The following is a 13,313-nucleotide window of genomic DNA, read 5'->3' as shown; positions in this document are numbered from 1 at the left end:
CTTACTGAGCCTCATGTTGTTCATTGCTATTAGGAATTGCTGATGATTGCTGGCGGCGGAAAATGATGCTCAGGGTAATAATGGAGAGCAGGGCCATCGCCGCCAGCCAATAAAATCCGCCGTTATAACTGCCGCTGCGATCGCGAATGATGCCGATAACCCATGGATTAACGACGCTGGCGAGGCTGCCGAGTGCGTTGATCAACGCAATGCTGCCCGCTACAACGGAAACCGGAAGAAATTGTCCGGGCAGTCCCCAGAAGACGGGCATTGCGCCGAAAAAGCCAAATGCTGAGCAGCAGAGGAATAGCATTCTGATCAGCGAGTTATCAAACAAGGCGACGCAGACCAATCCAAGACAAGAGATGATCAGGGCAATGTAATTGGCCAGCAGACGTGAACCGGGACGGTCGGCAACGCGCCCTAAAACCAGCATGCCGATCAGGCCAAAAATATAGGGAATGATGGTGACAAAACCGGTTTGTATGTGGCTCAACCCCGTTTCGCTAATGATTAACGGCAGAAAGGTACTTACTGCGCCGTTAAGGTTCGCCAGACCGTAGTAGGTGAGGCTGAATAACAGCACCAGCGGGCTGAAAAGCGCCTTGAGCAATCCACCGTGTCCGCGTGAAGGCAGTTTCTTTTGTTCTGCCGCTAACGTTGTCATTAGCCAACGTTGCTCGTCGGGTGCCAGGAATCTGGCATCTTTGGGTTTATCAGGCAGTGCAAAAGGGACGATCATTCCCAACAAAATGGCCGGAATGGCTTCGATCAGGAACATCACCTGCCAACCGCTTAGTCCCATCCACCCGTGTAATTCCAGTAACAGGCTGGAAACCGGTGTCCCGATAATCAGCGCAATTGGAATACCCGTCATGAATGAGGCGATAATGCGTCCGCGCCAGGCTGCCGGGAACCACAGCGTGAGATAAAACACGATACCCGGAAAGAAACCTGCTTCGGCTGCGCCAAGTAGCGCACGCATCACATACAGGCTATTTTCGTTCCATACGAATATATGCGCGCCGGAAATGATCCCCCACGTCACCATTATTCGGGCTATCCACCAGCGGGCTCCGACTTTCTCTAGCATCAGGTTCGAGGGCAGTTCAAGCAGGGCGTAAGGGACAAAAAACAACCCTGCCGCCAGCCCAAAACTTGCAGCGCTTAAGCCGATATCCGCATTCATGGTTAATGCAGCAACCCCTATATTCGCCCGGTCAACGACGGCAATGACGTAACAAGCAATCAGCAGCGGTATCAACCGCCAGGAAAGCTTGCGTATAACCCTTTTTTCGAGATCTGAGTCTGTGGTTTGCATGATTTTTCCTGAACATGAGAGCGAGGGTATTCAAGTACCTTGTATACAAGCTAAGTTGTATTCATCTACCGACTTGAGTTCAATCTCCTCAATGTGGAAATGAGATGTGAAACGTTTCAGCGCGCAAACTGAGAATGAATCTTTAGTGAAAGTTATTGACGGTAGGTGCAGAAATTGTCGACCGAGATAGAGAGTTTAGGAAAAGCCGAAACTAACGGATAAGGGGAGTTATGACGCTATTCATCCTTGAATAGATTGATATTAAAGCAGCGGTTATTTTTTACGGACGTCGTATGGCAATACACTTTATTTCAACCAGCAGCCCGGGATGCGCCAAACTTGCTACGCCAATACAAGTCCACGCGCTACGACCGCGCGGAAAGATCTTGTCCTTCACATGGCGAAAAACCGCCATATGCTTGGCCATATCAATATGATAAGTGGTCATTTCAACCACGTCATCAAAACCACAACCCGCTTCGTTCAACACTAATTCCAGATTGCGCCAGCAGGCAATAAACTGCTGTTCCGGATCGGTGATAATCTCAAGCTCGGGGGTGCGGCCAACCTGTCCGGCACAATAAAGTGTGTTACCCACCAGTACGCCAGGGACATAGCCTGTGCGCGCTGAGAGTGCTTGCATTGCAGCGGGGATAATGAATTTTCTGTCGCTCATAATATTTTTAATCCATTGAAATTAATAAAAAAGTTTTTTTAGTGGCTCGCGATTATGTGAACCTGTCACATTCATTGACTTTAACAGGGGAGTGTTTCCGCTTATCAGCGTTCGCTGTGTTAAAAATTAACATTTTGCCGATTATATGGCATCCAAATCACATTTATTAACATGCACCGGCCGTCACTTTTCGCGTCAGTGTTAAAGTCACGAGCTGGCGTCAGCGACATGAGCATGCCGCCAGAACAACGACCGCGCACGAAGTCGGCGCCGGCATAACCTTCCCTTCAGACATTGATTATCAGGGCTAAGACTATGGGCAAAAATCTGGCTTCGCATGCGTCCGAAGAGCGTAACGCCTATCGGATAGCCCCAGGCATACGCTTTGATTTGGTGACGTTAAGAGTGTTTGTTGCCACGGCGGAGCTTGGCGGCATCACACACGCCGCCGCACAGCTGCACCTAGTGCCTGCTGCCGCCTCGCGACGTATTCGCGAGCTGGAAGAGCAACTCGGCATGCCGCTGTTTGTCCGCTTGCCGCATGGCATGGCGTTGAACGATGCGGGCCGCGCGATTTTAGCGCATGCACGCTCTATTTTGCACGCCGCCGAACGGATGCAGGATGACATGCAAGCCTTTCTGCAAGGCAATCGCGGTGTGGTGCGCATTGCTGCCTGCACCTCGGCAGTATTGCAATTTCTCACCGACGATCTGCGCAGAAGCCATCAGCTCTATCCCAATATTCATATTGATCTGCATGAGATGAATAGCGAAAGCGTGATTCAGGCAGTGCAGCGGGGCGTGGCGGATATTGGCATCTATGAGCAGTCCGTCAGCCATGCTTCGCTGCCGCTGATCCCGTATCGCCACGATCGTCTTTGCGTCGTCACGCCAATTGACCATCCGCTGGCCGAGTGGGTTGCCAGCAAACAGTTGTTAACGGCGAACGAACTGTTGCAGCACGATCTGATTGGGCTGACCGAAGGCGCTTCCATCTCGATTATGCTCACCCAATTGGCGCGCCGGCTGGATAAGCCGCTGAAGATGCGCATTCGCGTTGGCAGCTTCGATAGCATGGCGGCGATGATTTCCTGCGGGATTGGCATTGGACTCATGCCTGAAAGCGTGGCTCGTCAAATTATCTCCACTTCTGAATTTGCACATTTATCGCTGCACGATCCACTGGCTGAGCGTCAGTTTGTGTTGTGCCATCAGGCGCATGAAGCTCTGTCAATGGCGACGGAGAGTATTCTTACGCTACTGAGTCAGGTCAGCGAAGCCACGCATTGACATATTGTTAACGCTGTATATCCAAATTGTTAATAGCTTCCGCGTAATTGATTGCAGCATAGTTGACAGGGCGACATACCCTACAACGACTGCCCCAATTACATAAAAGCAGGAGGCAATTTTGAAAACTCAGTCCCACATCAGCAGAAATATGCTGATTATCTTCTGTGCCATGTCATTTATCCTTTATCTGGATCGCGTTAACCTGGCCGCCGCTGCAGGACCGCTTAAAGCGGAACTGGGGCTAACCAATACTGAACTCGGTATCGCTTTTTCAGCATTTGGCTACACCTACGCTATTTTTCAACTGGTCGGTGGCTGGGTGGCGGATCGCTTCGGCGCACGTCGCACCATTATCGTCTGCGGTATCATCTGGGCCGTAGCGACCGTATGCACCGGCCTGATCGGTGGGCTGGTTTCATTGTGCTTAGCACGCCTTTTGCTGGGTATTGGCGAGGGTGCTGCGCTTCCGGCGCAGGCAAGAGCGATTACCAACTGGGTACCAAAACCTAAACGAGGTATGGCTCAAGGGCTGACTCACTCGTTCTCGCGCCTTGGTAACGCTGTAGCACCTCCGCTGGTGGCCATTTTGATTGCATGGCATTCATGGCGCGCGGCTTTCATCGCGGTGGGCATTCTGTCAGCGTTGTGGCTGGTGGTGTGGCTGGTCTACTTCAAAGAGACACCCGAAGAGCACCCCGGTGTTTCAGACGCGGAATTAGCCTTGCTGCCGCGTCGGGAAAACGTTCAGGAGGGAGGCGACTCGCTGCCACACTCATGGTGGACCATCCTGCGTCGCATGCGCGCGACGATCGCGGTTTACTTCTGCATGGTTTGGTCTAATACGCTGTTTTTCAGCTGGATGCCGATCTTCTTTATGCAGTCGTTAAATCTCGATATCAAAAGCTCAGCGCTCTATTCATCCGGGGTGTTCTTTGCCGGTGTGCTGGGCGATTTAACCGGCGGCGTGATCAGCGACTTCATCTTGAAGCGCACCGGTCGTCTGGCGCTGGCCCGTCAGGGCGTGATCACCATCAGTTTACTGGGCGGGCTCATTTTCTTTATCCCGGTGCTGATCAGTCATAACGTCATCACTATCGCGCTGTGCCTGAGTGCTGCATTTTTCTTCCTGGAGTTAACCATTGGGCCGATATGGGCCGTTCCGATGGACGTTGCGCCAAAAACGGCAGGAACTGCCAGTGGCATGCTCAACTTCGGTGCCGCAATGGCGACCATTATTTCCCCGATTATTTTCGGTCTGATGATCGATATGACCGGAAGCTGGACGCTGCCTTTTGCGGGTGCGATTGGCTTCCTGATCCTTGGCATTATTTTTACCCAATGGATCCGTCCGGACATCTCGGTTGAGGACATCTCACAACATAAACCCGCAGAGACACAATCGCTGCTGGGCTAACTTTTAGCGCTTATTCCGTCATTCCCTATGCCACTTTCTTCGGCAGAGGCTTGCCTCTGCCCGTTATAAAATTGAGGAGCAATTTGCCATGACAAATGAAACTTTGCGTCAAACCTTCGCCGAAACCGATAAACCCCATATTGTGCTCGCTGTAGGCGATGCCGCGGGCATTGGTCCCGAGGTTATTGTCACACTGCTAGCGGATCCGCAAACGGCACGCAAAGCGAATGTAACGTTGATCGCGAATATGCCCGCGCTTGAAGCGGCGGCACGCAGTAAAGGCGTGGCATTACCCACCGCCACTGATTGGCTATCAATTCCGCAGTGGCCTGGCTTACACCGCCACATTGCGCCGGCGCAAGTGAGTGAAGATAACGGCGTATTTATCCTCGAATCGCTGAAAATAGGCGTTGAGATGGTTGCATCTGGGCAGGCCGATGCGCTGTGCTTTGGTCCTCTGAACAAAGGCGCCATGCGCCTGGGCGGAATGCAGCAAGAGGATGAAATGCGTTGGCTGGCAAATGAGCTCAATTACCAAGGCGTTTGCGGTGAATTCAACGTTCTGGATAAGCTCTGGACCGCGCGCGTCACCTCACACATCCCGTTGTCGGCGGTTTCGAGCCAGCTAACTGCAGAAAAAGTTGCCATAGCAATTGGCATGCTGACGCAGGCGCTAAAAGACGCCGGTGTCGCGCAGCCAAAAATCGGGGTCTGTGGCTTAAATCCCCATAATGGTGATAACGGCAATTACGGTGATGAAGAGGGCAGAATCATCACGCCAGGCATTGAACTGGCTGCAACTCAGGGCTATCCTGCCGAAGGTCCATTCCCGGCAGACACGATTTTCCTGCGCGCCAGAGACGGTCAGTTTGATGGAATTGTTTCGATGTATCACGACCAGGGACAAATCGCCACCAAGATGATGGGCTTTGATATTGGCGTTACCGTACAGGGCGGGTTGCCGATTCCAGTGACCACGCCAGCACACGGCACGGCCTATGAAATTGTCGGCAAAGGCGTGGCAAAAACCACGGCGATGGCCAATGCCTTTGACCTCGCGTGCCGCATGGGAATCAGTCATCGGCAGAAGCGCGCCTGATTTTACTGACCAGCCAGGTGCGCACTCTTGCACACCTGGCATCATGACGATTAATGGAACAGGCTAAAGAACTTCCAGAGCAAGAACGAAAGAACATGCGATCCCTGATCCAGCGACGAAATCTCGCTGGCGCCGGGTGGAATATTAAAGCCGATATTATGTGCTACCTGAGTAATTAACGGTGCCATGGCTGTACCAATCCAAAGAATGCAGCAGACCACCACAATGGATGAGAGCAGCGAGCGGAACAAATTGCCGGCACAGGGAATAATTACCCAGGTGAGGAAGATCGGGATAACGGGTAAATCAGCGAAGGGCAGAATCTTATTGCCGGGCAGTATTGCAGCAATAAACAGCGTTAACGGCACCATTAAAATACCCACGGAAAGTATTTTGGGATGGCCCAGCGCAATTGCGCCGTCGAGTCCAATATAGACTTTTCTTCCCGGGAACTTCTTCGACATATAGCTCTGAGCACCAATCGAAATAGCCGATAAACCTTCCATGAGTTTTCGCGTCATCATCGGCAAAAGAATCATCACGGCTGCCAGCTGAGTCATCAGAATTAAGGTGCCTTTGATGTCATAGCCGGCTAATAAGCCAATGCCTAATCCGATCAGTAAGCCAAGAATTCCGGGGTCGCCAATGATTTTATAGAGCACACCAATCCTATTATCATTCGTGCTCTGGGATGTGTCATCCGGCTGATGCGCGTGAAAGACGGTTTCCATAATCTGGTCGTAAATTTCGTTGCCTGCAGCGCCGGCGAGAATTTTCACGCCCAAAAATGACGGACAATCCAGATGCGTTCCCGGCGGTAAAGCGGCTGAGTGGATCACAAAGTCGGGCTTAACCGATTGAGCGTACTGTTCGACTTCCGCCAGCTTGCATTGCGAAATCTCAAGCTGAATATTCAGGTCATTAAAGTGCTTCTGTACCTTTTTAATGATCATTGAAGACGTGGCGACCCCGGAAGGGCAGCATACCAAACATTTAGCTGTCGTTTGATGCAGAGCCACGTCAGCAGAATCGCTGCTCCGTTCGCCAATTTTATTAATGCCCGGAATGATGCTCCACAGCTTATTCAAACCGTAACCCACAGGCAGCCAGTTGATGGTTTCCAGATGGGCGAAAGTGACGCCAGGCATCTGGAAATACTTCTCGACAATCGGTGCACCCCAGTCCGCTAATTTCAGCACGACGATAATACTGATGGCTATAGCCAATATGCTTAAGAAGATTGAACCGGTTGAGTAATACACCAGCGCGCCGGTGAAGATGAAGTGCCAGTAATTCCACAAATCAACGTTCAGCACGTTGGTCCAGTTACGCCAAAGCATGATGCCATTAATCAAAAAGTGCAGTACAAATACCCAAAGTACCAGCGGTGTGGCATAAGAAATCGCCGCGCCGACCGACCATCCGGTATCCAACACGGTTAAATGGATATCAAAACGTTCGGTCATCAATTTGGTCGCCGCACCCAGATTGGTCACCATAAAACCAATCATCAGATTGATACCAATAAAACCCACTGAGATGGCAATGGCGCTTTTGATGGCATCCAGCAATTTTACCCGAAAAAATAATGCCACAAACAAGATTAATATCGGCACAACGATGGTTGCGCCATAAGAGAGAAAGTTATCAATGTAACGCATTATAAGAGCAACCATATTGCAACCTCTATTATTATAAAGCGTGAAGGTTAATCGTGCAGGTGCGCATAACTACGCACCCTAAGATATGCCTGGCTTATTGTTAAGCCGCTAATTATGACGACCGAAGACCCTGGTGTTGACGACTCAATCTTCTAATGAAGAAATAAAGGTGCTCAGTGCGCTAAGTGCCGCCTCTTCATCAGGGCCCTCAGCGCTAATAGATATTTTATCCTGATAAGAAATCCCTACCTGCAGGAGTTTCATTAAGCTTTTTCCATTGGCAATTTTATCGCCTTTTTTTACCAGGATTTCTGACTGGAAACGTTTTGCTTCTTTGACAAAACTCGCGCCGGGTCGGGTATGCAGTCCTGTCGGGTTCGTGATCACGATTTCAATTGATTTCATCGCTCTCTCCTTTAGCCACGTTATTATCAGGAAAGTAGGTCACGTACCTGTTCCCCATCTCTAGCATGCTTCAATTGCTCAATAAGGTGGTCATCATCCAGCAGCGTCATAATTTCCATGAGGATGCCTTCATTGAGTTCTTCGTTATTTTTAGCTGCCATGGTGAAAAGAATGCTGACCGGGTCATGATCCTCATGACCAAAGACAACCGGTTCTTTGAGAATAACCAGGCTACAGCCGGTTTTGATCGCACCTGCCTCAGGTCTGGCGTGTGGCATAGCAATACCGGGTAGAATTACAAAGTAAGGGCCATGCTCTGCCACGCTATTTAAAATGCCCTGATAATAATCTGCGGTGATGTAACCTTGCTCTTCGAGTAATGCGCAACCGACCTGAACTGCGTCTTGCCAATCAGTAGCGACATGTTGTGTAACGAATAAATTATCCGCGACAATTTTGGCACCTAATTTCATCATTCATCCTAATATTAAGTTGGATTGAAAAAGAGTTAATGCGTATCGCTTAATCCATAGCCGTGGAATTTGATCAACACCTCGTCAATCTGTGCATCGGACAATATTGGCGCGGGATCCATAATGGGTAAAATAGTCAAATACAGTTTTGCCAATACTTCGACTTCCTGTGCCAGCCACAGCGCTTTTTCCAGCGTCTTCGCCGTGGTGATCATACCGTGATGCTGTAATAGCGTGGCTTTATAACCCTGTAAGGCGTTAACCGCATATTCCGATAATTGCTGGGTACCATAGGTGGCATAAGGCGCACAGGGAATGACATTGCCGCCGGCGGCTGCCACCATGTAGTGAATGGCGGGGATTTCTTTATTCATTACGGCAACCGCCGTGGCAGAAATGGCGTGGTTATGCAGCACGACATTTTCTTCAGGTTTTGACTTGAGGATATCCAGGTGAAAGCGCCACTCGGAAGAGGGATTTTTACCGGGTTCTGCCGCGCCGTTCATATCGACATAAACGATATCGTCCGGGCGCAGATCTTCATATGGCACGCTGGTCGGGGTAATCAGCATACCATTTTCAAAACGTACGCTGATATTCCCAGAGGTTCCCTGATTCAGGCCCATAGCACTCATCTTTAGACAGGTATTAATAATGTCCTGACTTATTTGTGCTCTGCTCATTTTCTTCTCCTTAGGTAAATTTCCTCATTTTTATAAATGTCAGCATTGAGCACCAACACAGGATTGAAATCAGCTTGTGATGGCAATCATATATTCGGCGTACAATGCGCGAATTTTTCTGGGCGCGCTCACATTTCTCTTTGCCCTTTTGATAAATTTCTTAATCAAACGGGCATTTATGAAGGTAGAAGTACTGCATATAAAAAGTGAAATAATGGGGAGGGGATTAGTTGGGCGTTAGCGTTATACCGGGGTTAACTGTAAAAAACGGATGTGACCTGGCTGAGGTTGAAGAGATTCAACTCACCACGCGAACCTATTTTGCTCTTATAGATGAGCAAAATCTTATTGCTAGCCAGGTTGAAAGCGAATTTTTTAAACTTAGCGTTGCCATTATTGGTATCCCAGATGTTTCCCATCTTATCAATGCTGTCGCAGGAAAAAATAAACAGATCGATTTTCTTCGATTTAATCGCGGGCAGGGCATCGCTGCTCATAAAAAAGCTCGAATACTTCCTGATCAACGTTCCGCCCGTGGAGATAATGGTAACATGGTCTTTCTTTTCGAGTTCGCAACAAATTCTAAAACTATTTGTAATGACGGTAAGCGGAATATTGGGGAGCTGCTTAGATAAATACCAACAGGTGCTGCTGGCATCTAGAGCAATACACATGTTGGGCTTAATTTGCGATAGCACTTGTGAAACCACGTCTTTCTTATTTCGGGCGTGACGGCGGAAACGATCAACGAAGGAGAGTCCGTTATCACTGTTATCATCCGCTAAGGCTTTAATCTTGCCATGCTGACGAATGATTTTGCCCTGCTGGTGCAGTTCACGAATATCGCGTCGTACCGTTTCGATGCTAACGTCTAGCATCGCGGCTAAGTCGTTGGTGGCCAATGAGTGCTGGCCAGCGATAATATCCAGAATTGCGCACTGCCGCTGCTGTTTCATCACCGTCTGTACCTAAAAAAACAGAGACAGAACTATACCTGAAGTTGGGCGGCTATATACATGCTAATGCTGGGATATCAATCACCTTCATTCCATCACCCAGTGCCCGGCACTGACTTCACGATAGCGACGCGTTTCAGGAACAAATCCCACTGCCCGCACTGGGCTTTTTAACTCACCGATCTCCACCTGCCGCTTCAAATGACGCCGCGTCGGATCGGGGATCGGCACTGAAGACAGCAGCTTGCGCGTGTACTCATGCTGAGGGTTTTCGAAAATGGCTGCCCGCGGGCCTATTTCGACGATTTCCCCTAATAACATCACCGCCACCCGATGGCTAATACGTTCGACTACTGCCATATCATGGGAAATAAACAGGTACGACAAGCCCAGACTTTGCTGCAGATCCAGCAGCAGATTGATGATTTGCGCTTTTACGGTGACATCCAGCGCGGACACGGATTCATCCGCAATAATCATTTTGGGGTCGAGCATCAACGCGCGCGCGATGCAGATGCGCTGACGCTGGCCGCCGGAAAATTCGTGCGGATAGCGCGTTAACATGCTGGCAGATAAGCCGACTCGCTCCATCAGCGATGCAGCTTTCTCGCGCGCTTCGGTTTTAGACCCGAGCCGATGCTGTAAAAACGGTTCGGTTAGCGCTTCCTGCACCGACATACGCGGATTAAGGCTGGCGAACGGATCCTGAAAAATCATCTGCATGACGCGACGCAAATTACGCAACTCATTGGCAGAAAGATTCAGCACATCGTACCCATCAAAGGCAATTTCACCGGCCGTGGGCGTGACCAGGCGTGTCAGCGAACGTCCGGTGGTTGATTTTCCACAGCCAGACTCACCCACCAGCGATAAGGTTTCACCCGGCATCAAATCAAACGAGATATTTTCCACCGCGTGAACCGCCCCGGTTTTGCGGCTAAACACGCCTTCATGGATAGTAAAGCGCGTGCTGAGATGCTTCACCGACAGCAGCGGCTTAACCGGCGCAGACCTGGTTACCGATTCATCGGGTTCCTTTTCGGAGTTTAAGGCGAACTTGCGCGGCCCAAGACTGCCCCGCATCGCACCAAGCTGCGGCACGGTGGCAATGAGCGTGCGCGTATAATCGGCGGCAGGCGCGGCGAAAATCGCTGTGGTCGTGCCGGTTTCTACAACGTCACCTTGATACATGACTAACGTGCGATCGGCGACTTCCGCCACCACGCCCATATCATGCGTGATGAACAAAACTGCGGTGCCTTCCTCTTCCTGCAATGTCTTAATCAGATCAAGAATTTGCCCCTGAATCGTCACATCTAGCGCCGTGGTGGGTTCGTCGGCAATCAACAGTTTGGGCCGCAGTGCCAGAGCCATGGCGATCATCACACGTTGACGCATTCCACCGGAAAAATGGTGGGGATAATCATTGAAGCGTTTACTGGCATTGGGTATACGTACTTTTTCCAATAGCCGTATTGTCTCCTCACGTGCGGCACGTTTACTGATTTTGCGATGATTGATCAGCGCCTCTGCAATTTGATCGCCAATGGTAAAGGAGGGATTGAGGCTGGTCATCGGCTCCTGAAAAATCATTGCCACCGCATTGCCACGAATATCACGCATGGCGGATTCGCTTAATTTCAGCAGATCGATGCCGTTTAACATCACTTTGCCGCTGACTCGCGCGTGCCGCAGGTTGAGCAAACGCATAATCGCCATTGAGGTGACGCTTTTGCCCGAGCCTGATTCTCCAACAATCGCGAGCGTCTCACCTGCATGGACGGTTAACGACAGGTTTTTGACAACCTCGCGCCACCCATCGTCGCGACGAAAAGCCACCGTCAGATTTTCAATCCGCAGAACCGGTTCAACCACGGTTATTGGCTCGCTCATTTTGCCGCCAAAAAGCGCGCTGACAGGCGGCTTACCGGCATGAAAGAAAAGTCGGTATCAAAGGGGTAAGCAGGCTGCAATTTGCGCTTGCGAGTTAAACGTTCCACATATTGATCGACCACGCCTTCCGACAGCGCCATCAGATTAGGATTGGCCAGCGGCGCGAGTTCCGGCGACAGATAACCTGATTTCACCACGAGGATTTTGGCTGCTGCCGGATCGAGGCCAAGCAGAGCAAAATCCGCCAGATTGTGATACGGACGACGCCGATCGGCCACGACCAGCGTAATACCGCCGGTTTGCAGCAATGCTTGTTTTGCCAGGGAGCGGGCGTCGTCGCTGAGATGCTTCACCACAAATTCGGCCTGCACTTTACCTCCCGCCGGATCGAGTGAGGCGCCCACAGTGAGATGCAGCGTAGCGCCCTCGCCAGCGGCAAATGCGGCTTCGGTAGCCGGTTTATCCGTAATACCGGCCACGATGACATCCTGCGCATTTTGACGAATCAGTTCGGCTAACACATCCGCACGATCCCCTACGCCGCCGCCGGTGGGGTTATCCCCAGAATCGGCCAAAATCACCGGCGCGGTTTCGCTGGCGATAGCCATGGAGACACATTCTGTAATGCTGCCGGTGACGCAGCCAAAGCGAAATTCATCGCGCGCCTGCCAGTAGGCCAGTGCCAGGTTTGCAGCCTGCTCAGCCAGCACATCGGCATCGGTGCCCGTCATGATCGCCGCAGCCGTCGCGCGCGGTTCATCGGCCCACACGTAGCCGACCATCAGCGAAGCATCCCAGATGCCCTCTATCTCATTGATGGCAGGCAAGCGGGCATACAAACTTTTAGCCGGTTCATCTTCAGTGCTGGTACGTTCACCAGGCAAAACGACAGGGATCGGCGCCCATACCACGCCCGGTTTTATGCCGGTTTGCAGGCTTTTAACCAGCATCGTCACCGAGCGGCGCATGGTCTCTTCCACATCAATGTGCGGCGCGGTGCGGTAGGTTGAGAACATATCAATTGCATCGATGATGCGCTGCGTGACGTTGCCGTGTAGATCGTAACTTACCGTAATAGGGCAATCAGGCCCCACCAACTCGCGGGTGGCGCTGATCCAGTCGCCTTCGGCGTCTTCCATACCTTCAACGTAGACCGCGCCGTGCATGGCCAGGTAGACACCGTCGACCGGCAGGTAAGCTGCAAGGCGTGTCAGAAAATCCTGCTTAAAATCCTCGTAGGTCATACGTGCGACGGGGCCGCCGGCAATGGCCCGCGCGTGGAATGTGGGCAGGAACTCAGCGGGATAATCCTGCAGAAAGGCAAAGTAAGGATTGGTCGTCAGTTCATCACCACGCACGATGCGGAAGTCATCGGCGTAATTCAGCACCGGATTGTAAGTACTGCACTCAGTATGAATTCCACCAAAAGCAATGCGCAT

General features: G+C 51.0%; 12 protein-coding genes. 3 read left to right on the top strand and 9 right to left on the bottom strand.

The features are described 5' to 3' along the window. Nucleotide 1: 1 nt before the first annotated feature. Nucleotides 2–1,321, bottom strand: coding sequence for an MFS transporter (locus AC07WB_RS22105; protein WP_494941352.1), 1,320 nt, complete (start codon nt 1,319–1,321; stop codon nt 2–4). A 280-nt stretch (nt 1,322–1,601) separates the two neighbouring features. After that, nucleotides 1,602–1,997 carry a RidA family protein gene (locus AC07WB_RS22100; RefSeq protein WP_494941351.1) on the bottom strand — a complete coding sequence of 132 codons (396 nt, stop codon included), beginning with the start codon at nt 1,995–1,997 and terminating at the stop codon, nt 1,602–1,604. A 315-nt stretch (nt 1,998–2,312) separates the two neighbouring features. Here AC07WB_RS22100 and AC07WB_RS22095 point away from each other — a divergent pair, with 315 nt between their 5' ends. The 3 genes from AC07WB_RS22095 to AC07WB_RS22085 all read left to right on the top strand — a co-directional run bounded on the left by AC07WB_RS22095 (nt 2,313) and on the right by AC07WB_RS22085 (nt 5,803). Beyond that, the gene (locus tag AC07WB_RS22095; protein ID WP_494941350.1) at nt 2,313–3,287 is read left to right on the top strand and encodes a LysR family transcriptional regulator; all 975 of its coding nucleotides are present in this window, start codon (nt 2,313–2,315) and stop codon (nt 3,285–3,287) included. 121 nt (nt 3,288–3,408) lie between these two features. Continuing rightward, on the top strand, nt 3,409–4,704 hold the full coding sequence (locus AC07WB_RS22090; protein WP_320204524.1) for an MFS transporter: 1,296 nt from the start codon (nt 3,409–3,411) through the stop codon (nt 4,702–4,704). 88 nt (nt 4,705–4,792) lie between these two features. Continuing rightward, the gene (locus tag AC07WB_RS22085; protein ID WP_494941349.1) at nt 4,793–5,803 is read left to right on the top strand and encodes a 4-hydroxythreonine-4-phosphate dehydrogenase PdxA; all 1,011 of its coding nucleotides are present in this window, start codon (nt 4,793–4,795) and stop codon (nt 5,801–5,803) included. 50 nt (nt 5,804–5,853) lie between these two features. On the opposite strand, the gene AC07WB_RS22080 is transcribed toward AC07WB_RS22085, so the two are convergent. The 7 genes from AC07WB_RS22080 to AC07WB_RS22050 all read right to left on the bottom strand — a co-directional run bounded on the left by AC07WB_RS22080 (nt 5,854) and on the right by AC07WB_RS22050 (nt 13,313). Beyond that, nucleotides 5,854–7,464: a PTS transporter subunit IIC gene (locus tag AC07WB_RS22080; protein WP_494941348.1), complete on the bottom strand. Its 1,611-nt coding sequence runs from the start codon at nt 7,462–7,464 to the stop codon at nt 5,854–5,856. A gap of 144 nt (nt 7,465–7,608) precedes the next feature. Next, complete coding sequence (locus AC07WB_RS22075; protein ID WP_097098073.1) at nt 7,609–7,869, bottom strand: HPr family phosphocarrier protein; 261 nt, start codon at nt 7,867–7,869, stop codon at nt 7,609–7,611. Nucleotides 7,870–7,895: 26 nt separating this feature from the next. Beyond that, nucleotides 7,896–8,342, bottom strand: coding sequence for a PTS sugar transporter subunit IIA (locus tag AC07WB_RS22070; protein ID WP_494941347.1), 447 nt, complete (start codon nt 8,340–8,342; stop codon nt 7,896–7,898). 35 nt (nt 8,343–8,377) lie between these two features. Then, entirely contained in the window at nt 8,378–9,025 is a 648-nt protein-coding gene (locus tag AC07WB_RS22065; RefSeq protein ID WP_097098071.1) for an L-fuculose-phosphate aldolase, read from the bottom strand. A 254-nt stretch (nt 9,026–9,279) separates the two neighbouring features. Continuing rightward, nucleotides 9,280–9,981, bottom strand: a complete 702-nt coding sequence (locus tag AC07WB_RS22060; protein WP_494941451.1) for a DeoR family transcriptional regulator — start codon at nt 9,979–9,981, stop codon at nt 9,280–9,282. Nucleotides 9,982–10,068: 87 nt separating this feature from the next. Further along, nucleotides 10,069–11,874, bottom strand: a complete 1,806-nt coding sequence (locus AC07WB_RS22055; RefSeq protein WP_494941346.1) for an ABC transporter ATP-binding protein — start codon at nt 11,872–11,874, stop codon at nt 10,069–10,071. Continuing rightward, nucleotides 11,871–13,313: a M81 family metallopeptidase gene (locus AC07WB_RS22050; protein WP_494941345.1), complete on the bottom strand. Its 1,443-nt coding sequence runs from the start codon at nt 13,311–13,313 to the stop codon at nt 11,871–11,873. The genes AC07WB_RS22055 and AC07WB_RS22050 overlap by 4 nt, the downstream gene beginning before the upstream one ends.

It is taken from the genome of Pantoea sp. GW821-FHT03E06, from assembly GCF_059420725.1.
Note: the sequence above shows the minus strand (reverse complement) of the source record. Positions and strands in the feature narration are given on the sequence as shown.